This window comes from Streptomyces sp. NPDC006687 (assembly GCF_040636215.1).
Classification (GTDB): Bacteria; Actinomycetota; Actinomycetes; order Streptomycetales; family Streptomycetaceae; genus Streptomyces.
Genome location: NZ_JBEYJJ010000011.1, coordinates 30,637 through 49,943 on the forward strand (window position 1 = coordinate 30,637; position 19,307 = coordinate 49,943).

17 protein-coding genes and 1 pseudogene are annotated in these 19,307 nt (G+C 73.1%); 6 read left to right on the forward strand and 12 right to left on the reverse strand.

Going from position 1 to position 19,307, the window contains the following annotated elements; all coding sequences use genetic code 11:
- Nucleotides 1-1,446 (reverse strand): glycosyl hydrolase, encoded by a 1,446-nt coding sequence (locus tag ABZ716_RS16030; protein ID WP_358959488.1) that lies wholly within the window; start codon nucleotides 1,444-1,446, stop codon nucleotides 1-3.
- A 150-nt stretch (nucleotides 1,447-1,596) separates the two neighbouring features.
- On the opposite strand from ABZ716_RS16030, the pseudogene ABZ716_RS16035 reads away from it, so the two are divergent.
- From ABZ716_RS16035 to ABZ716_RS16050, 4 genes and pseudogenes are all read left to right on the forward strand, one after another.
- Nucleotides 1,597-2,655 (forward strand): annotated as a pseudogene (locus tag ABZ716_RS16035) (ATP-grasp domain-containing protein); the annotation flags it as partial.
- Nucleotides 2,656-4,263: 1,608 nt separating this feature from the next.
- A complete protein-coding gene (locus tag ABZ716_RS16040; protein WP_358959490.1) occupies nucleotides 4,264-4,572 on the forward strand; it encodes a hypothetical protein in 309 nt (102 codons plus the stop codon).
- Entirely contained in the window at nucleotides 4,530-6,674 is a 2,145-nt protein-coding gene (locus ABZ716_RS16045) for a SpoIIE family protein phosphatase (protein ID WP_358959492.1), read from the forward strand. Before ABZ716_RS16040 ends, ABZ716_RS16045 begins: the two co-directional genes overlap by 43 nt.
- A 133-nt stretch (nucleotides 6,675-6,807) precedes the next feature.
- Nucleotides 6,808-6,948, forward strand: a complete 141-nt coding sequence (locus ABZ716_RS16050) for a hypothetical protein (protein WP_358959494.1) — start codon at nucleotides 6,808-6,810, stop codon at nucleotides 6,946-6,948.
- Nucleotides 6,949-6,995: 47 nt separating this feature from the next.
- On the opposite strand, the gene ABZ716_RS16055 is transcribed toward ABZ716_RS16050, so the two are convergent.
- On the reverse strand, nucleotides 6,996-7,436 hold the full coding sequence (locus tag ABZ716_RS16055; protein WP_358959496.1) for a DUF6299 family protein: 441 nt from the start codon (nucleotides 7,434-7,436) through the stop codon (nucleotides 6,996-6,998).
- 519 nt (nucleotides 7,437-7,955) lie between these two features.
- On the opposite strand from ABZ716_RS16055, the gene ABZ716_RS16060 reads away from it, so the two are divergent.
- Entirely contained in the window at nucleotides 7,956-8,450 is a 495-nt protein-coding gene (locus ABZ716_RS16060) for a DUF5949 family protein (protein ID WP_351882687.1), read from the forward strand.
- Between the two features lie 96 nt (nucleotides 8,451-8,546).
- On the opposite strand, the gene ABZ716_RS16065 is transcribed toward ABZ716_RS16060, so the two are convergent.
- The 3 genes from ABZ716_RS16065 to ABZ716_RS16075 all read right to left on the reverse strand — a co-directional run bounded on the left by ABZ716_RS16065 (nucleotide 8,547) and on the right by ABZ716_RS16075 (nucleotide 12,056).
- A complete protein-coding gene (locus ABZ716_RS16065; RefSeq protein WP_358959498.1) occupies nucleotides 8,547-9,803 on the reverse strand; it encodes a cytochrome P450 in 1,257 nt (418 codons plus the stop codon).
- 145 nt (nucleotides 9,804-9,948) lie between these two features.
- On the reverse strand, nucleotides 9,949-11,106 hold the full coding sequence (locus ABZ716_RS16070; RefSeq protein WP_358959502.1) for a low temperature requirement protein A: 1,158 nt from the start codon (nucleotides 11,104-11,106) through the stop codon (nucleotides 9,949-9,951).
- A 626-nt stretch (nucleotides 11,107-11,732) separates the two neighbouring features.
- Nucleotides 11,733-12,056, reverse strand: a complete 324-nt coding sequence (locus ABZ716_RS16075) for a hypothetical protein (RefSeq protein ID WP_358959505.1) — start codon at nucleotides 12,054-12,056, stop codon at nucleotides 11,733-11,735.
- Nucleotides 12,057-12,262: 206 nt separating this feature from the next.
- On the opposite strand from ABZ716_RS16075, the gene ABZ716_RS16080 reads away from it, so the two are divergent.
- Nucleotides 12,263-12,469, forward strand: a complete 207-nt coding sequence (locus ABZ716_RS16080; protein ID WP_358959508.1) for a hypothetical protein — start codon at nucleotides 12,263-12,265, stop codon at nucleotides 12,467-12,469.
- Nucleotides 12,470-12,482: 13 nt separating this feature from the next.
- Here ABZ716_RS16080 and mscL read toward each other — a convergent pair whose 3' ends face one another.
- From mscL to ABZ716_RS16115, 7 genes are all read right to left on the reverse strand, one after another.
- Nucleotides 12,483-12,983 carry a large conductance mechanosensitive channel protein MscL gene (mscL, locus tag ABZ716_RS16085; protein ID WP_358811301.1) on the reverse strand — a complete coding sequence of 167 codons (501 nt, stop codon included), beginning with the start codon at nucleotides 12,981-12,983 and terminating at the stop codon, nucleotides 12,483-12,485.
- 123 nt (nucleotides 12,984-13,106) lie between these two features.
- Complete coding sequence (locus tag ABZ716_RS16090; protein WP_358811300.1) at nucleotides 13,107-13,667, reverse strand: hypothetical protein; 561 nt, start codon at nucleotides 13,665-13,667, stop codon at nucleotides 13,107-13,109.
- A 161-nt stretch (nucleotides 13,668-13,828) separates the two neighbouring features.
- The gene (locus ABZ716_RS16095; RefSeq protein WP_358811299.1) at nucleotides 13,829-14,386 is read right to left on the reverse strand and encodes a carboxymuconolactone decarboxylase family protein; all 558 of its coding nucleotides are present in this window, start codon (nucleotides 14,384-14,386) and stop codon (nucleotides 13,829-13,831) included.
- Between the two features lie 203 nt (nucleotides 14,387-14,589).
- Entirely contained in the window at nucleotides 14,590-15,423 is an 834-nt protein-coding gene (locus ABZ716_RS16100; RefSeq protein ID WP_358811298.1) for an S-methyl-5'-thioadenosine phosphorylase, read from the reverse strand.
- 78 nt (nucleotides 15,424-15,501) lie between these two features.
- Nucleotides 15,502-15,813 (reverse strand): FmdB family zinc ribbon protein, encoded by a 312-nt coding sequence (locus ABZ716_RS16105; protein ID WP_351882707.1) that lies wholly within the window; start codon nucleotides 15,811-15,813, stop codon nucleotides 15,502-15,504.
- A 67-nt stretch (nucleotides 15,814-15,880) separates the two neighbouring features.
- Entirely contained in the window at nucleotides 15,881-17,224 is a 1,344-nt protein-coding gene (locus ABZ716_RS16110) for an MFS transporter (protein ID WP_358959513.1), read from the reverse strand.
- 416 nt (nucleotides 17,225-17,640) lie between these two features.
- Nucleotides 17,641-19,146 (reverse strand): potassium/proton antiporter, encoded by a 1,506-nt coding sequence (locus ABZ716_RS16115; protein WP_358959673.1) that lies wholly within the window; start codon nucleotides 19,144-19,146, stop codon nucleotides 17,641-17,643.
- Nucleotides 19,147-19,307: the final 161 nt, after the last annotated feature.

A 19,307-nucleotide genomic window follows, 5' to 3' on the forward strand; every position in this document is an offset into this window, starting at 1 on the left:
CTAGAAGGGCCAGAACCGGAAGTCCCCGCTCCAGCCGCCGATGGTGACGCAGACCTGCTGCTTGCCCATCAGCTTCGACAGCCAGTCGCCGAAGTCGAGCGGGAGGCACCACTGCTTGCTGTTGAGGGGCGGCTGGGGCTCGGGCCGGGGCTTCTGGGGCTGCGGCTTGGGCAGCGGCTTCGGCGGCTGCGACACCGACGGGGTGGGCCGGGCGGGCTGGGACGGCTGAGGGTCGGGCTTGGGGACGACGGGGCTCGGGGACGGGACCTGCGGCGTCGGAACCTGCGGGCTGGGGACCTGCGGGCTCGGAACCTGCGGGGTCGGGAACTGGGGCGAGGGGACCTGGGGCGTCGGGATGGGCGGGGTGGGGACGGCGGGGGTCGGTACGACGGGCGTGGGGACCACCGGGGTCGGGATCACGGGCGTGGGAACCACCGGCGTGGGCACCACCGGGGTCGGTACCACCACCGGGCCGTGGTCGGACAGCGCGTCGCGGAACGCCTTCGCCGACCGGGGGTTCTGCTTGCACTGCCAGACGCCGTGCGGGCAGTAGTCGGTGATCGTGTGGTAGAGCGGGTGGTGCTCGTCGATCCACTGGAGCATGCGCCGCACGTACTCCGGGTTGTCCCCGTTGCGGAACAGCCCCCACTCCGGGTACGAGATCCGCTTGCCGTGTGCTTTCGCGAAGTCGACATGCTGCTGGAGCCCGTACGGCTGGCTGACGTGGTCGTCGAAGGTGCGGCCGGGGCCCTGGTCGTACGAATCCATGCCGATGATGTCGACGACGCCGTCACCCGGGTAGCACCGGGTCCAGGGGATCGCGTCGGTGCCCCGGTTCGGGGTGAAATCGAACTTGAACCGCTGACCGGGGACGGAGCGCATCGTGTTGACGACGCGCTTCCAGTACGCCTTCCAGTGCTCCGGGTCGGGGCCGCAGCGGTGGCTGTAGGTGGTGCCGTTCATCTCCCAGCCGAGCACGATCACCGTGTCCGGAACGCCCAGCTCCACCAGCCGTTCGGCCAGCCGCCGGAAGTGCCGGTCGTACTCGCCCTCCGCGCCGGCCCGGATCAGCTGGGCCACCTGCCAGTCGGGGAGCCGGTCCTCGTTGTGGGCCTGCATGGGGACGTTGAGGACGAACATCCGGTCGTCCTCCGCCCGCCGCCACCGCGCCCAGTCCTCCAGGAACGGGACGCGGCCCTCGATGCCGGGCCAGGAGTCACCGGGCAGGTAGGTGTGCCCGACGCGGATCTCCCGGCCGCCCAGCCAGCGCGACAGGGACGGGATGCGGGCCACTCCGGCCGGCCCGTAGTCGAGGTAGGCGCCGAAGGCGGTGTCGGAGTCCTTGGCCGGGTCGTCCGGGGCCGCGAGCGCCGCGCCGGTGGCGAGCAGGCCGGCCGTGACCGTACCGACGCAGGTGCTCACCAGGCGGTGGTGTGGTCTGGGCATGTCGTCTCCCGCGAGCTCGGCCGAACCGGTGTGCTTGCCACCGACGTTAGACATCACATGTGACGAACGGCCTGTCAGGTGGCCGCTGCCTAGGCCATTCGCAGCTGCGCATCCATCCCGCTTGGTCCGACTAGGTGAAAGTCCGCTTGTATGTACGCGTTCGACGGCCGTGTGCCCGCAGTCCTGCTCCGACTCGATCGCAATCCGTTCCACCACGGAACCCTCGGCGCCGTCAGATCCCTGGGGCGCGAGGGGGTGGAGGTGCACGCCGTCGCCGAAGCCGGGGCGGGGCCGGTGGGCCGCTCGCGCTACCTGCGCGCCACGCACCCCGGTCCGGCCGGCGGCCTGGACCCGCGGGAGCCCGAGGCGCTGGTGGAGTGCCTCGGCGCGGTGGCGGAGCGGATCGGCCGGCCGGCGGTGCTCTTCGCGATGGACGACCTGAGCGCCATCAGCGTGTCGCGCCTGGCATCGGTGCTGACGGATCGTTTCCGGATGCCCCATCAGCCCGACGACCTCCCCGCCCGGGTGGCCGACAAGGCCGAGCTGGCGCGGCTGTGCGCCCGCTGGGGCATCCCGCACCCGGAGACCGTGATCCCGCAGAGCGCGGCCGAGGCGGGGCGGGCCGTGTGGGAGCTGGGGCTGCCGGTGGTGGCGAAGTGGAGCCGGCCCTGGCTGCTGCCCGCCGGGAGCGGGCTGCGCAGCACCACCCTGGTGGACAGCGCCGCCGGGGCGCGGACGCTGTACGAACGCTCCGCCGAGGCCGGGAGCCGGCTGCTGCTCCAGCGGTTCCTGCCCGCGGGGCCCGACACGGACTGGTTCTTCCACGGGGCCTTCGCGCGCGGCGGCCGGCCCCTGCTGACCGGGACGGGCCGCAAGGAACTGGCGTGGCCGGTGCGCGCGGGGCTGACGGCGGTGGGCCGGTGGCTGACCGACCCGGCGCTGGAGGAGTCGGGCCTACGGCTCGCCGAGCGGCTCGGCTACGAGGGCATCCTGGACCTGGACTTCCGCCGCGACGAGCGGGGCACCTTCCGCCTGGTCGACTTCAACCCCCGCCCGGGGGCCCAGTTCCGCCTGTTCACGGACGACACGGGCCTGGACGTGGTCCGGGCGATGTACCTGGACCTGACCCACCAGCACGTCCCGCAGCGCACGGGCGGCCCGGGACGCGTCTTCGTGACGGAGAACTACGCCCTCCTGGCAACCCTCCGCACCCGCACCCTCCCACCCCTCCGCGGACGCGACCCCTCCGGCACGGGGGGCGCGGAGGCGGCCACGGGGCAGGGGAGTGCCGAGTCGGTCTCGGCGCGGTCGGGGGACGCGCCGTCAGGACCCGCGCGACCGGGGCCTGTAGGGGCGGCGGTTGGCGAGCCGGGGTGTGGAGCGTCCGGGTGTGTGGCGGTGGGTGAGGCCACCGGGCCGGGGTGTGTGCCGTCGGGTTCCGCGCGGCCCGGGCCCGTACGGGCGTCGGCCGGCGAGCGGGGGCGGGGAGCGCCCGCGCACGCGGCAGCGGAAGCGGCCGCCCGGCCGGGAGGTGCACCGTCGGGTTGCGCGCGGCCCCAGCCCGAGGGTGCGGCCGTCGGCGAGCCGGGGCGTGGAGCGCCCGGGTGCGTGGCGGCGGATGGGGTCACCGGGCGGGGGTGTGTGCCGTCGGGTTCCGCGCGGCCCGGGCCCGTACGGGCGTCGGCCGGCGAGCGGGGGCGGGTGGAGGCGGCCTGGTTCGCGGCCGACGACCCCGGGCCGTTCCTGGCGATGCTCCGCGCCTTCCTGGGCCGGGGGCTGGGCAAGGGGGCGCGCGCCCTACGCGGCGTTCCGGCACAGGGCCGCCGCACCGCCCTCGGGGTGTGGACCCCGCGCCAGCGCGGCGGGGAAGGCGAGCCGTGCGATGCCCTCGCGACGACCGCTCCGACGGCGTCCGCTCCCACGGCCGGGCCGGCGGCCGGGCCCGTCGCCGGGTTGGCGGCCGGACTAGCCACCGGCCGCCTGACCACGCCGGGCGTTCCGGCCCCGTCGGGGGCCCTGGCGGCCCCGGCATCCCCGGCGGAGCCGGACGAGCTGGTGTCGCGCTGACGGCTGGGTGACGGCGACCCGCCCCCCCACCCCCCCCGGGCGGGCGCTACACCCTCGCCCGGCACTGCGCCATCCGGCGTCTCATGGCCGAGCCTGACACCCCGCTGCCGACCGGCGCCCTGCGCGCTCACGGCCACCGGTTCCGGGTGCGGCCGCCGGACCGGCCTGCCCTTCGCCGCCGGGACCCGCGCCGGGCAGGCCGCCCCGCTCCCGCAGCGCCGGGTGGCCAGGCGGTCCCGGCTGCGCTGGACACGGCCCGCGCCCCTTGCGACGGCCGACGCTGCGGGCCTCGGACCGGCCGACGCTGCGGACGGCGGCCCCCGCCTGCGCCGTACAGCACCGCCCCGCAAGCGGTCCCGGCGGCGCTGGACCTCGTACCGCGCCCCCTGCGGCGGCCGGTGCTGGGGGCGGCCCTCGCCTGCCCCGTACAGCGCCGGCCGGGCCCGCCCCGCGCGGTGCGCAATCCGTGCGTGCCGGCTCGGGGACGGGGCGCCGCCACGGTCCCGGGCCCGTGCGGGGGCGGGCGTCCTCCCGGAGGCATCCGCGGAGCCGGCGGCTCCCTCATTCGGACCTTCCATGCGATTCGCGCGCGGCGCGGGCCGCACGGCGGGGAGACTGGTGGAGGGAGTCCGCGAGCGCCTCGGCGCGCGGGGTCCGCTGCCGGGCTCGACCGGCGGGGTCCGGCCCGTCCGGTGCCCGCCGGGCACCGGAGACGTATCTACGCTGAGATCCACCTGAGAGGGGTCCGCGATGGACGCGGAACGAGCACAGGGCGGCCGTGGCTGGGTGCGCATCCCCGCCAGCCGGGGGGAACAGCCCCCCTCGGGGGCGGCCACGCCGAAACCGTACGGATCGGGCCAGTACGGGGCAGGCCCGTACGGAGCGGGCACGCACCCCTCCGGCCCCTACCGCGCGGCGGGGGCGGCCGGGTCCGCGGACCCGGCGGCGATCTACCTCTCCCTCGTCAAGCGCTGGAGGGAGGCCGGACGCACCCTCCCGGGGCATCCTGACGAGGAATGGGAGCGTCTGATCTCGCAGCCGTGCTGGCCCGGCCGTTAGGTGGTGGGTGTCTCGTGGCAGCGGCGCAGCGGGACGGCGAGGGGCAGGGAGCGCCCGTACCCCGGACGGGCCCCGGCGAGCGGCTCGCGCTCAACGGCATGGGCAGCTTCGAATGGGACCTCGACAGCGGCACCCTCGCCCTGGACGAGGCCGGGCTGACCGTCTTCGACCTGGAGCCGGACGAGTTCGACCACACCCCCGAGGGCCTCGGCCTGCGGATCCCGGCCGACGACTCGGCCCGCCTGAACGACACCGTGACCGGCGTCCTCGCGGGCGGCGGCGAGACCTACGGCTCCTACTTCACCGTGCGCCGCCGCGACGGCCGCGACCAGTGGACGCACACCCAGGGCCGCGTGCTGCGCGCCCCCGACGGCAGACCCGTGCGCATCGTCGGCATCGTCCGCGACGCCACCGCCGAGCTCGCCCACGCGACGGTGCTGCGGAAGCTGGAGAACGCCCGCATCCAGCAGGCGGCCATCGTGCAGCGCACCACCGAGGCCCTGTCGCGGGCGGTGACCGTCGACGACGTGACGGCCGCCCTCACCGGCGCCGGCGCCCTGGAACGGCTCGGCGCCGACGGGCTGGCCCTGGGCCTCGTCGAGAACGACGCCATCAAGATCATCGCGCTGAGCGGGGAGTCCCTGGAGATCCTCGACGAACGCAAGTTCACCCGTCTGGACGGCTCCCTGCCGCTCTCCCAGGCCGTGATCACCCGCAAGGCCCGCTTCGTCACCTCCCTCACCGCGCTCGCCGACGAGTTCCCGCTGCTCGGCGACTACCTGCGCCGCATCCGCTTCGACGCCGCCGCCTACCTGCCGCTGATCGCCCAGGCCCGGGCCATCGGCGGGCTGGTGCTCTTCTACCGGCGGCGCACCGAGTTCAGCCCCGAGGAGCAGAACCTGTGCCTGGGCCTGGCCGGCATCGTCGCCCAGTCCCTCCAGCGGGCGCTCCTGTTCGACCAGGAGCGCGAGTTCGCCACCGGACTCCAGGCGTCGATGCTCCCGCGCCGCATCCCCGAGATCACCGGCGGGGAGATCGCCGTCCGCTACCACTCCGCCTGGAGCGGACGGGAGGTCGGCGGGGACTGGTACGACGTCATCTCCCTGCCCCGCGACCGCGTCGGCATCGTGGTGGGCGACGTCCAGGGCCATGACACGCACGCAGCCGCCATCATGGGCCAGCTGCGCATCGCGCTGCGCGCCTACGCGGGCGAGGGGCACCCGCCGTCCACCGTGCTGGCCAGGGCCTCCCGCTTCCTCGCCGAACTCGACACCGAACGCTTCGCCACCTGCATGTACGCCCAGGTCGACCTGGAGACCGGAGGCGTACGGGCGGTCCGCGCGGGCCACCTCGGCCCGCTGATCCGGCACACGGACGGGCGCACCGGCTGGCCCAACGTGCGCGGCGGCCTGCCGCTGGGGCTGGCCTCGGCGTTCGAGCAGGAGGAGTTCCCCGAGACCCGGCTGGACCTGGTCCCCGGCGAGACCCTCGTCCTGTGCACCGACGGGCTCGTCGAGGAGCCCGGCTCCACCATCACCGCCGGCATGGATGCCCTCGCCCACGCCGTGCGCACCGGGCCGCAGAGCCCCGGGGAACTCGCCGACCACCTCTCCGACCAGCTCTGGGAGCGCTGGGGCTCCGGCGACGACGTCGCCCTCCTCGTCCTGCGCCGGGCCCCCGACCCGGGAACCCACCGCGCCCCCCGCATCCACCAGTACGTCCACCAGGCCGACCCCGAGGGGCTCTCCGACGCCCGCTACGCCCTGCGGCAGGCCCTGCGTGACTGGAACATGGCCGAGCTGGCCGACGACGTCGAGCTGGCGGCGGGGGAGCTGCTGGTCAACGCCCTGCTGCACACGGACGGCGGGGCGGTGCTGACCATGGAGGTGCTGCCGGAGCCGGTGCGGCGGATCCGGCTGTGGGTCAAGGACCGCTCCAGCGTGTGGCCGCGCCGGCGCTCCCCGGGGGAGGCGGCGACCACGGGGCGCGGGCTGCTGCTGGTGGACGCGCTGGCCACGCACTGGGGGGTGGAGTCCCGGGGCGACGGCAAGGCGGTGTGGTGCGAGTTCGACGTGGGGAGCGCAGTGCGCGGCTCGGGGTGACCGTCCCGTCACGCGGAGTTGTGGGATGTGGGGAGCGGGGTGATGATTCGGCCATGAAACCGAAGCGTGGTCTTCCGTGCGGTGTCCGGAACGAGCCGTGCGCCGCCTGAACAGGGGCACCGTCACGGGCATCGTGGCAACGCTCCTGGTGCTGCTGCTGGCGGCCGGGGCGCAGGCGGTCGTGGACTGGACGACCGGGCGGCCGCACAGCGACCCCGGGTGCCAGACGGTCGCGTTCATGTCGATGACGGGCGTCGCGCCGGAGTGCCGGTAGCCGCCGCTACCGGCACTGCCATCCGCCTGTTGGCCTGCCGCCTGCGGCTAGCCGTGGTCGACGATCACCTCGATGTCCCGCCGGTCCTGGGCGACCGTGCTCAGCGCACGCGGCATCAGCCCGGCCATGTGGATCTCCTGGAGCTCCGCGACGGCGGACGCGGGACCCTCGTGCAGGCCGGCCGTCAGCGGGCTCACCGCCTTCCAGTCGTGCTCGCGGCCGTCGCAGAGGATCTCGCCGGCGCCGATGCTCAGGCGGGTGCCGTCCTGGACGACGGTCGCCTTGATCTGGACCGCCCCCGAGGACGGGGAGAGCTCGCAGTGGTAGCGGCCCGCGAGGACGACCTCGCCGTGTGGGGTGATGTGGGCCTGGGGCCGTACGGAAATCCCCTGCTGGTAAACGGTGGCCAGGGCGGGGGTGGCGAACAGGGCCGTGGAGGCCAGGGCGGAGAAGGCGGTCAGTGCCATTCGGCGGACGGGGGTGCGCATTCTTCCTCCGGGGTGGGGGTGGGCGGCGGAATTCCGCCGGAACGCATTGTGCTGGCAGTCGGCGGCCGGCTCCGTCCCCGCGCTCGTGTCGGTGGCGGCAATTTCCCCGCACGGGCGTGTGAGGGGTGGGCGAAAGGCGGCGAAGGCTGCCCGTGTGGGTGACTCCGTACGGGTGCAAGGGCGTCAACCCCGGCGCTACCTCGTACGGGGCGTCCGGGCGCATACGGGCGTACGGGGCGAGGGTGACTGCCACCCGGCGGCGACCTCCGACCGGCCGGAGGCCGTCACCCGGCCTTCTCCGTTTTCTCGCGGGGGTCGGTGAGCGGTTCGGGGGGATCGCCTTTGCGGAAAGTGTTCGAAATTTAGGAATTCCGACGCATGAGGCGGGGTGATGCGGGGTCACTGACAGCGCGAGAACGCGAACACGCGGGCGAATTCCGTAGGCGGATGCGGGCCGTGTAGTCCGCGCGGGTGAAAGGCCGTGAAAGGCCCCGGCGGGAGAGCACTAAGGTGCGGCGCATGACTTCAACGCAAGCCGAAACCGACCGCTCCCTGCTCGGCACTCTTTCCGTCCTCGCCTGGATCGGTGACCCCTCCGAGGGTCACGATGTCCCGTACCTCATCGCCTACACCCTCGGCGACGGCCCGCAGGGCCGGGAGGGCGGCGAGGCGGCCGCCCGCGGGCTGCTGGCGGAGATCGGCCTGCAGATCGGCGACGTCGTCATGGACGGCACGCGCAACCCGCGCACCTTCCCCGTGCAGATCCTGCTGGCCGACGACCAGATCGCGCTGACCCTGCCCGGCCTGAACGCCACCTGCACCGCCCCGCCGGAGTGGGTCGCCGCCGCCAACGAGAGCGGGCAGGCGTACTTCCTGTTCGCCACCCGCGCCTGGCCCGAGGCCGTTCCGGGCCAGGCCGTGACGCCCGAGCTGCTCCAGGCGTTCGCCGGCGACGAGGCGGTGCTCACCAGCAGCGCCCACTGCGTCCTCGCGGTGCAGAGCCTGCAGAAGTAGCCGCGGCGGCGGCCGCCGTCGCGCTCCGGCCGCCGGGCCCCCAGCCTGCCCGGCGGCCGGCCCCTTGATCGGAGCACCGCCCTGAGTAGGTCTGCGTCAGGGGCTGTCGAAGGCGAAGCGCAGCGAGCGGACACGGTTGTCGAAGTTGGACCCCGCCAGATCGGGCAGGCCCACCGCCCGCAGCCCCACCGGCCGGGTCAGCAGCTCCCGGAACAGGGCCTTCATCTCCACCCGCGCGAGATGGGCCCCCAGGCAGAAGTGCGGCCCGCCACCGCCGAAGCCCAGATGCGGGTTGGGCGAGCGGGTGATGTCGAAGGAGTCCGGGTCCGGGAAGACCGCCTCGTCGCGGTTGGCGGACGCGTAGTACAGCACCACCTTGTCCCCCGGCACGAACGCGTGGCCGCCCAGCGTGTGCTCAGCGATGACCGTCCGCCGGAACTGGATGATCGGCGTCGAATGGCGGATCATCTCGTCCACCGCGCCGTCCGCGTACTTCTCGAAGTCGGACAGCAGAAGGTCCCGCTGGGCGGGGAAATCCGTCAGCAGGGTCAGGCCGTGGGTGATGGCGTTGCGGGTGGTCTCCACCCCCGCCACCATCAGCAGGCTGAAGAAGGCCCCCAACTGGCGTGCGCCCAGCGCCTGCCCGTCCACGTTCGCGCAGACCAGCGCCGAGATCAGGTCGTCCGACGGGTTCCGGCGCCGCTCCCGCCCGATGCCCGCCACCATCCGCTGCATCCGGGCCAGCGCCCGCAGCCCCCGCCCGGGCATCCGCAGCCGCGACGCCAGGCCGCGCTCCACGCCGATGTTCTCCGAGGCGTGGTTGACCCGGTCGGCGATCTCCGCACGGTAGCGCTCGGGGATGCCCATCATGTTGCAGATGACCTCCAGCGGCAGCCGGGAGGACACCGCCGAGACGAACTCCTCGGGCCGGTGCTCCAGGACGTCGTCCACGATCCGGGCCGCCACCGCGTGGATGTCCTCCTCCGCGGCCGCCAGCAGCCGGGGCGTGAACGCCCGCTGCACGATCTTCCGCAACTGCGCGTGGTCGACGCCGTCCAGGTTGACCATCGAGTCCCCGAACAGGGCCCGCACCCAGCGGGCCGGCTCCGGCGTGGTGACGCCGGGAGCGCTCGCGAACACCTTGGGCAGCCGGCTGGCCTCCTGCACGTCCGCGTGCCGCACCAGAGCCCAGTGGCCGGTCCGGCCGCCGCCCTCCGGGACGAACGCCGGTGAGTTCAGGGCCCGCAGGCGGGCGAAGGCCGCGAGCCGCTCGGCGGGCGGCCGCTGCCAGAAGCCCGGCTCGGCCAGCTCCCCGCCGGGGCCGCTTCCGAGTCGCTGTGAGGGGAGTGTCATCCGAGGTGCCTCTCTGCCGTCGCCCGCCACCGTGGCGTCCTGCGCTGGAGAACGCCGCCGACACCACACCGGTGACGGCCCCACCCACCCCGTCCTCGTCCTCAGCCGCCGCCGCGAAGGGTGACGGCCCCGCCCACCCCCGGCCTCAGACGGCCGCAGGCGCCGAGCGCATCGCGAGAACCGTCCCCGCCGCCACGGCGCCCGCCGCCGCGAAGCCCGCGTACAGGACGGCGTACGTACCGGCCCAGGTGCAGCCGAGGATCGCGACGGCGGACAGCGGCAGCACCAGCTGCTGAGCCGCGCCCCGCTTGAAGTGCCGCGAGTGCAGCAGCCACACCGTCAGCAGGAACAGCGCCGCAGGGACGGTCACGGACGCGTTCGCCGCCACCTGCGAGATGTGCGCCTTGCCGATTGCGTGCTCCACCGCGACCTCGATACCCGCACCGATCGCCGCACCCGAGGCGAAGATCAGCAGATGGCCGTAGCCCCACGGGATGGCCTCCCGGTTGGAGTTCAGCCGCTCGTGCATGGGTACCGCGAAGTAGATCCACCACGCGGCGAAGACGATCAGCAGCCCGCCCGCGGCGATCGGCAACAGCACACCCAGCGCCTCGTGCTCGTCGATCGCCGACTTCACCGCCACCGTGCTCGCGGCGATCGTCTCGCCCAGCACGATGATGGTGAACAGGCCGTACCGCTCCGCGATGTGGTGGGCGTGCCACGGCGTCTGGTGCCCCCGCTCGGCCACCACCGGCACCATCAGCTCCGCCACCACCAGCACCAGAAACAGCCAGCGCTTCCAGCCGGCCGGCGCGAACAGCAGGGCCACCCAGCCGGCCTGGCACAGCACCAGCCCGGCCGCGTACGTCAGCGCCGAGGTCCGCGCCGCCCCGCTCTCCCCGGCCGCGGCCCGCAGCCACTGCGCCGTCAGCGCCACCCGCATGATCAGGTAGCCGATGACGGCCACCGTCCAGTCGTTCCCGTCGAAGGCCCGGCCGACGCCCGCCGCGTAGACGAGCACCCCGGCGATCTGCACGAGCGTCGTCACCCGGTAGGGCACGTCGTCGCAGTCGTAGGCGGAGGCGAACCAGGTGAAGTTCATCCACGCCCACCACACACCGAAGAAGACGAAGGAATAGCCGACCACGCCGCTTCCCGGATGCCCCTCCACCAGCGCGTGCACCAGCCGCTGCCCCGCCTGGGCGATCGCGACGACGAAGCACAGGTCGAAGAACAGCTCCAGGGTGGTCGCGGTCCGGTGGCCTTCGACGCGGCTTCGTGCGGTCATCGGTACGTACGCCATACCGCCCAGCACATCAGCCCCCGGCCGCCCCACGCCCGAGGCGCGCGGCCGCCTCCTCCCGGGTACCCCGGCCGGACGCGGGCACCGGGGAAGCGACCCGCAACCCGTGGATCACGTCCCGGTGCCCCCGAAGCCGAGGCGGTGTTCGCCACCCCCGGGAGGAAGGCGCGCAGGACCCGTTCGGAGCAACCAGGAGATCCGTATAACGGGCTGAAACAACACAAACCACCTAGCGTGGTGCCGTGTCCGAGCCCGCAGAAGTACTCGCCGCAGCCTCGCTGCCGCCACCCGGCGCACCGGTCCCGGCCCCCGCCCCGGCCTGCGCGCCGGCACCGAACGCGTCGGCACCGAACGCGCCGGCGCCGAACCGGAACCCGAGCGCTCCGCGAAGCTCAACGCCCCTCTCGCCGTCACCCTCACGCTGGTCATCGGACAGCTCGGGGCGCTGACCGTGACCGTCAACGAGTGGAAGAAGGGCAACACGGCCGCGGCGTGGGGCCGGGCGGGATTCCTGGTCCTGTCCTTCCCGGTCGTGACCGCCCTGTGGCCCCTCGACCCGGAGGACCGGTGACCATGGCCATCCCGACACTCACCCCGTCCCCGGCGCGCTCGCACCCGAAGGAGACCTACGGACCTGGGGCCCTCATCGGGGACTGGCGACCCGAGGACGAGGGCTCCTGGCAGTCCACCGGCCGCCGGGCGGCCCAGCGGAACCTCTTCGCGCTGCCCTCCGGTGGCGACCAGGGCAGCTTCTGGTCGTTCTTCGCGGGCTTCCTGGTGGCCTTCGCCTTCTCCGGCCTGGGCCACGGGTCGACCTTCCGGCAGATCCCCGTGATCTTCCGGGACCCGCACAGGCGCCGGGCCGTGGGGCAGGGTCCCGAGGCGGGGGCCGCCGCGCTGAAGCAGTCGGAGAGGGAGGCGGGCGCCGTCACCGGCTTCTCGTCCGCCATCGCTGCCTACGGCTTCTTCATCCCCGCCGTGTTCGCGGCCATGGCCGTCACGAGCGCCCTGTGGATGTTCATCGGCTTCTACGCGTCCTGCCTCACCGTCTGCTGGTGGCTCTACGCCCGCAGGGGCGCCCTCCGCCGAGCCGGACCGGGAGCGGGGCTGGAGGCCGGGCCCTGTCCCGGGCAGGGACCGGCCGTACTCTTGGGGCATGAGCACCGCCGCCTCCGACCCGCAGTCCCCCGAAGCCGAGCCCGAGCCCGCCCCGAAGCCCAGGCCGAAGCTGGTCTTCGACGACCCGCTGGACCGGCAGTCCTCGGACGACACCGACCGGGGCTGGGGGGAACGGCCGCCCGCCGGCGGAAGCGGGGCCGACCTGGCCCGCTTCCTCGACGAAAAGCCGCCGCACCACATCTGATCCGCCGCGGCGGTCAGAACCCCCCGCGCGCCCCCGGCGTCCTGGCGCTCTCCCCGTTCCCGCTGCGCTGCGCGACCAGGTGGTCGCGGATCTCCTTGAGCACCTCGAGCTCGGTGACCTCGATGGTCTCCTTCACGCCCTCCTTGGCCTTGCGGCGCGCCTCCATCCGCGACAGGTACTTCGCCATGGGCAGGACCATCAGGAAGTACACGACCGCGGCGGTGATCAGGAAGCTGAGCGTGGCGTTGAGGACCGAGCCCCACATGATGTTCACGCCGGTCGGCTCGCCCTTGGCGTCCACCCCACAAGGTGCCTTCAGGCACGAGGTGTAGACATCCAGGTTTTTTGTGCCGATGGCGCCCACAACCGGGCTGATGATGCCTTTCACGATCGAGTTCACGATGTTCGTGAACGCGGCGCCGATGACCACGGCCACGGCCAGGTCCACCACGTTGCCGCGCATCAGGAAGGCTTTGAAGCCCGCCAGGACGCTCTCCTTCTTCTTCTCGCTCATGACCGAGCCTCTCTTCGTCACTGCTGTACACGGAGCCAACGGTTCCGAAAGCTACGGCAGTGATGGCATGCCATGTCCAATCGGCGCCCACCCCAGAGCGACTCGGCTGAGCGCCAGTGCGAATCAGCACAGGGTCACCGCCAGCCGTGCCACCGCGCCCGCCCCCACCAGGGCCCGCGCGGTGTCCCGGGGCACCGACAGCACCACCAGCGCCCCACCGTCCTCCAGCCCCTTCTCCGGCGCCGGAACCTCCGCCACCCGGGCCCCCGACGCCACCACCCTCGGCGGCCCGCCGCGCTCAGCCGCCACCACATCCACCCGGTTCCCGGGACGCAGCAGCCGCACCGTGGCCGCGTCCGCGATGCGCACGGGAGCCGACACCATGCGCACCGCCGCAGGCGACGGCTTCACCTCGGGCGGAGCCGCGCCCCGGGAGGCACGCGCATCCGTCCCGCCCACGGCCAGGGCGGCGGCCACCACGGCCAGCCCCGCCGAGGCGACCCGGCGCCTGCGGCGCACTGCACGGCGCAGCCGCCCCCGGGCGCGGCCCACGCGCAGCGGCGGGAACGGCGGGACGGGCCGCGCCGGGCGGCACGCCGAGGACGGGGAGGACGAGCAGGACGGGGCAGAACCCGGGGAAGCCAGGGGAGCGGGGGAGGACGAGTCGGGAGAGGTCCTGGACATGCTGATCACCGCCGAAGGGGTCGAGGTCCGGTGTCCGGGTCCAGCGCCCGGACCCTCCCACGATCCGCCCCTTCGCCGGGAGCCGCTCCGGCCTGTGGACGATCCCCAGGTTGTGGACAACCCGTTCACCCCCAAGGGGGTGGGGCACCCGTGCCGTGCGCTCAGGCCCGGCCGGGCACCCGGCACGCCTCCGAGAACCCCTGGCCGGTCAGGCCGAACGCGCTGTTCACCCGCGAACGCCAGTTCTCCAGGGCGACCACGGCCGTGAGTTCGACGAACGCCGCCTCGCCGAGCCGCTCCACGAGCCCGGCCGCCATCTCGTCGGTGACCGCCGGCTCGGTCTCGGTCATCGCCTCCGCGTACTCCATGACCAGCAGTTCCAGCTCGGTGAACACCTCCCGGAACTCCCGCCACCGCGGCACCCGCTCGATCTTCTCCGGCGACAGGCCCAGCCTGTGACCCTCCCAGTAGCCGAAGTCCATGCACCAGGAGCAGTTGATCCGGGCGGCGCAGGACATCACCGCGAGGTGCTTCAGGCCGGCATCCAGCTTGTTCCACTTCGCCGCCCGCTGCTCCAACCGGGCGTACGAGAACAGCACGCGCGCGTTGTGACCGTACGCCTGGCCGGGGTCGAGCACCTTGCCGTAGGTGCGGCGGGAGTACCAGGCGACGACGCGCGTGAGGAGGGTGCGGGGCGGGTCGAGCGAGATACGCGGCATGGCGAGCCTCTTCCGTGAGGGGGGTCCCGTCGACCCCTTCGCCCGGGAGACAGGGCAGCCCGGCGGAATGTGACATCACCCGCGGCGCCGGTCCTCGCCACCGGCGCCGACCGCCGCCCAGCGCGCCCTCGAAGGCGGCGGTCGGAGCGTGGGCACGGGCCGCGCGCCGCCTCCACGGCGGCTGCGGCCCGTCTCCAGTGCGCCTACGGCAGCTCGATGCCGAGATCCCAACCGTCATGGGCGTGCGTGCACAGGCAGTCGCGGTCCGCGGTCGCGGGCAGGGCCGCCACCGCGTCGAACAGCACCTCGCGCAGCCGGCTGACGTTCTCGCCGAACACCTTCAGGACCTCCGTGTGCGAGACCCCTTCACCGGTCTCCGCGCCCGCGTCCAGGTCCGTCACCAGCGCCATCGACGTGTAGCAGAGCCCCAGCTCACGGGCGAGGACCGCCTCCGGGTGTCCGGTCATGCCGACCACCGACCAGCCGGCCGCGGCGTGCCACTGCGACTCCGCGCGCGTCGAGAACCGCGGCCCCTCGACGACGACCATGGTCCCCCCGTCCACCGGCTCCCACTCCCGCCCGCGCGCCGCCGCGAGCGCGACCGAGCGCCCCACCGGGCAGTACGGGTCGGCGAAGGTGGTGTGGACGACGTTGGGAACGCTGCCGTCCGGCAGCGGCTCCCCGTCGAAGAAGGTCTGGACGCGTGACTTCGTGCGGTCGACCAGCTGGTCCGGGACCAGCAGAGTGCCCGGCCCGTACTCCGCCCGCAGGCCGCCGACCGCGCACGGCCCCAGTACCTGCCGGACGCCGACCGAGCGCAGCGCCCACAGGTTGGCCCGGTAGTTGATCTTGTGCGGCGGAACGGTGTGGCTGCGCCCGTGCCGCGGCAGGAAAGCCACCTGGCGGCCGGCCAGCTCGCCCAGGTAGAGGGAGTCGCTCGGGGGCCCGTAGGGGGTCTCGACCTGGACCTCGGAGACGTCCTCCAGGAAGGAGTAGAAGCCCGAGCCGCCGATTACACCGATCTCTGCGTTCACCATGCGGCCACCCTAACGGGGGACACGAAAGGCCCCGCCGCCCGGTGAGGGCGAACGGGGCCTTGCGGAAGGCTTACGAGGTCAGGCGGCCGAGCTGGAGCTGCTGCCCGTGCTCGAGGACGTCGAGGAGGACGCGGCGGCCGGAGCCGAAGCGGTCGACGTCGTCGTGGACGACGAGGAGGACGGCTTCGAGGCGGGCGTGCTGCTCGACGAGGCGCCACGACTGTCGTTCCGGTAGAAACCGGAGCCCTTGAAGACGATGCCGACGGCGGAGAACACCTTCTTCAGGCGTCCGTCGCAGCTCGGGCAGACGGTCAGCGCGTCATCGGTGAACTTCTGCACGGCCTCAAGGCCCTCACCGCACTCGGTGCACTGGTACTGGTAGGTCGGCACGAATTTCCTCCTGGCACTCTCACTCAATGAGTGCTAACGACGCTCCATGGTGACCTATTCCGGCGGATCAGTCCACCGTCACAGGCGTGCGGTGACCGATCCCACGCTCCGCGGCGCGCTCGCGGCCGGCCTCCCCAGCCGTCGCGGAGGCCGTCTCGGCCGGAGCGGACGAGCTCACGATGCGGCTCGACGGGGCCTTCGGCGCCAGCTTCGCGCGCAGCGCCACCAGGGTGACGAGCGCCAGCGCGGTGGCGGCCAGCGGCACCAGGAAGCCGTACGAGGACCCGTGCGCGTCCGTCAGGCGGCCGGCCACGGTCACGGCGACGGCCTGCCCGAAGGCGACCGCACCGGTCAGCCAGGTGAACGCCTCGGTGCGCGAGGCGGCCGGGATCAGCTGTTCGATCATCGTGTAGCCGGTGATCAGCGCGGGTGCGATGCACAGGCCGACCAGCATGCCGACCGCGCCCATCAGGACGGCCGAGTTCACGGCCCACAGGACCGACGCGGCGGCGGTCAGGCCGGCGTAGCCCAGGATCAGGCGGCGGCGCGGGCCGATCTTCCAGGCGACGGCGCCCATGGTGATGCCCGCGATCATGTTGCCGGCCGCGAAGACGCCGTACAGCAGGCCGTTGGCGCCCGGGTTGCCGATCTCGTTGGCGAAGGCGGTGAGGGAGACCTGCATGCCGCCGAAGACGGCGCCGATACCGAGGAAGGCGACGATCAGGACGCGCAGCCCGGGGAACGACAGGGCCGAGGCGTGCTTCTCGCCGGCGTCCGTCGTCGGGGCGGTCTTCGGTTCGGTCGAGCGCTGGGCGGCGAAGAACAGGCCGCCGAGCAGGGTCAGGGCCGCCTCGGTGGCCAGGCCGGCCGCCGGGTGGACGCCCGTGCACAGCGCGGTGGCGAGCACCGGGCCGACGACGAAGGTGAACTCGTCCGTGACCGACTCGAACGCCGCCGCGGTCGCCAGCAGCGGCGAACCCTCCAGCTTGGCCGCCCAGCGGGTCCGGACCATGGGTCCGACCTGCGGGACGGAGGCGCCGGCCGGGACGGCGGCCAGCGCGAGCGCCCACAGCGGGGCGCCGAGGAGGGCCAGCGCGGTCAGAGCGGAGACCGCGGTGGCGTGGACGAGGACGACCGGCACCAGCACGGCGCTCTGGCCGCGGCGGTCGGTGAGCTTGCCCATGACCGGGGCGAACAGGGCCATGGAGACGCCGGTGACGGCGGAGACGATGCCGGCGTCGCCGTAGGAGCCGCTGGCGTGCTGGACGAGCAGCAGGATGCTGATGGTCAGCATGCCGAAGGGCAGGCGGGCGGCGAAGCCGGGGAGGACGAAGGAGAGGGCGCCGGGTGTGCGCAGGAGCTGCCCGTAACCGGGTCGGGCGGACGTGTCGGTCGTGACCGCGGATGTCACGGCCTGGCCTTTCCGCTGCCTGGTAGAGCGTCCCCGTCTGCGGACGGCGGGCCACCTTGTGAGCGGCCGCACCCGTACATGTGGGAGCCCCGAGAGCTGTCCTCTTGCGCAGAACCGAGTGATACCTGGGCGCCCACTGCGGGAGGGTGCCACGGCCGCTTTGCGGTCGCGCCAGCTCTGCGTCAGGCAGAGTTGGTTCGATCTGGTGTGCCTTCATCGTACAGGGGAATCCACTACCACGCCCTGTGATTACGGTGACAAGGCATGTCTTCACCTGCGATTAACTGGAACTTCGCATTCCGACCCTCGGAATTAGTGGTCAGGTCAGGGCCAAGCCACTGAAATTGGCTGATTTAGAATGCCGTTCCAACCGAAAACCGCCGTCCGGGCGGCGGTCCGCAGCCACACTCCGGTACCTAGAGTGACGTTCTGCCACCGGTTCCCAGCCACCCCGCGAGCTTGCCCCCGCGCGCCACCGCCCGCAGCCGGGCCTCGGCCGCGTCCCGGACCGGATCCGTGGCCACCACCAGCAGCTCGTCCCCCCGGCGCAGCACCGTCGACGGCGCCGGCACGAAGCTCGTCCCGTCCCGGACCACCAGCGTCACCGAGGCCCCGGCCGGCAGCCGCAGCTCCCCGACCTCCACGCCGTGCATCCGCGAGGCGCCCGGTATCGCGAAGGACAGCAGGTGCCCGCGCAGCTTCTCCAGCGGCGCGGACTCGATCCCCAGGTCGGCGGCGGCCTCGTCGGTGTCGCGCAGGTTCAGCTTCCGCGCCAGCCACGGCAGCGTCGGCCCCTGCACCAGCGTGTAGACGACGACCAGGACGAAGACGATGTTGAAGACCCGTTCGCTGCCCTCGATCCCGGTCACCATCGGGATCGTCGCCAGGATGATCGGTACGGCGCCGCGCAGCCCCGCCCACGACATCAGCACCTGCTCCTGCCAGGCGACCCGGAACGGCAGCAGGCTGACGAACACCTCCAGCGGCCGCGCCACCATCGTCAGCACCAGTCCGATGATCACCGCGGGCCAGAAGTCGCCGGCGAGCTCGTGCGGGGTCACCAGCAGGCCGAGCAGTACGAACATGCCGATCTGGGCGATCCAGCCGAGCCCGTCCGCGAACCCCCGCGTGGCCGGCCAGTGCGGCAGCTTCGCGTTCCCCAGCACCATCGCCGCCAGGTAGACCGCGAGGAAGCCGGAGCCGTGCGCCATCGCGCCGGCCGCGTACGCGGTGACGGCGATCGCCATCACCGCGATCGGGTACAGGCCGGAGGCGGGCAGTGCCACGTGCCGCAGCCCGTACGCCCCCAGGAAGCCCACCGCCAGACCGATCGCGGCACCGATCGCGAGCTCCAGCGCGATCTTGCCGACCAGCACGTACCAGGGGTCCACCGGCCCGACCGTCGCGAAGGCCACCACCAGGATGACCACCGGGGCGTCGTTGAAGCCGGACTCCGCCTCCAGGACGCCCGTCACACGGGAGGGGAGAGGGACTTTCCGCAGGACCGAGAAGACCGCCGCCGCGTCGGTCGAGGAGACGACCGCACCGATCAGCAGCGCCTGCCGCCATTCGAGTCCGACCAGGTAGTGCGCGCCGGCCGCGGTGACCCCCACGCTCACCGCGACTCCGACCAGCGACAGGACGATCGCCTGCGGCAGGGCCGGTCTGATCTCTTTCCACTTGGTGCCCAGACCGCCCTCGGCGAGGATGACGACGAGCGCGGCGTAACCGATGACCTGCGTCAGCTCGGCGTTGTCGAATACGACGTTGCCTATGCCGTCCTGGCCTATCGCGACGCCTATGCCGAGGTAGATGAGCAGGCTGGGGAGGCCGCTGCGTGAAGAGATGCGTACCGCCGCGACCGCGACGAGCAGCACGAGCGAGCAGACCAGCAGAAGCTCGTTGAGCGTGTGGACAGTCAGCGGGCGGCCCTTTCCTCAAAGCGCGCCGGACGGAACGTTCCGCCGGCGGCGTATTCGGCAAGTGCTTCGTTACCTTACCTAATCTTTGACGGACTCTTTACGCGATACCCACATTGTGAAACGGCAGTTCGCCCCTGTCCTATGGACCTTGACCCCTGGCG

Bases quoted from the DNA above. Each gene is read 5' to 3' on its own strand.
- ABZ716_RS16045 (WP_358959492.1), top strand. From the start codon at position 4,530: ATGGGAGCGTCTGATCTCGCAGCCGTGCTGGCCCGGCCGTTAGGTGGT.
- ABZ716_RS16100 (WP_358811298.1), bottom strand. From the start codon at position 15,423: ATGGTGAACGCAGAGATCGGTGTAATCGGCGGCTCGGGCTTCTACTCC.
- ABZ716_RS16055 (WP_358959496.1), bottom strand. From the start codon at position 7,436: ATGCGCACCCCCGTCCGCCGAATGGCACTGACCGCCTTCTCCGCCCTG.
- ABZ716_RS16090 (WP_358811300.1), bottom strand. From the start codon at position 13,667: ATGTCCAGGACCTCTCCCGACTCGTCCTCCCCCGCTCCCCTGGCTTCC.
- ABZ716_RS16095 (WP_358811299.1), bottom strand. From the start codon at position 14,386: ATGCCGCGTATCTCGCTCGACCCGCCCCGCACCCTCCTCACGCGCGTC.
- ABZ716_RS16030 (WP_358959488.1), bottom strand. From the start codon at position 1,446: ATGCCCAGACCACACCACCGCCTGGTGAGCACCTGCGTCGGTACGGTC.
- ABZ716_RS16070 (WP_358959502.1), bottom strand. From the start codon at position 11,106: ATGGCGTACGTACCGATGACCGCACGAAGCCGCGTCGAAGGCCACCGG.
- ABZ716_RS16080 (WP_358959508.1), top strand. From the start codon at position 12,263: ATGAGCACCGCCGCCTCCGACCCGCAGTCCCCCGAAGCCGAGCCCGAG.
- ABZ716_RS16075 (WP_358959505.1), bottom strand. From the start codon at position 12,056: ATGGCGGACGAGAAGCCGGTGACGGCGCCCGCCTCCCTCTCCGACTGC.
- ABZ716_RS16040 (WP_358959490.1), top strand. From the start codon at position 4,264: ATGGACGCGGAACGAGCACAGGGCGGCCGTGGCTGGGTGCGCATCCCC.
- ABZ716_RS16060 (WP_351882687.1), top strand. From the start codon at position 7,956: ATGACTTCAACGCAAGCCGAAACCGACCGCTCCCTGCTCGGCACTCTT.
- ABZ716_RS16065 (WP_358959498.1), bottom strand. From the start codon at position 9,803: ATGACACTCCCCTCACAGCGACTCGGAAGCGGCCCCGGCGGGGAGCTG.
- mscL (WP_358811301.1), bottom strand. From the start codon at position 12,983: ATGAGCGAGAAGAAGAAGGAGAGCGTCCTGGCGGGCTTCAAAGCCTTC.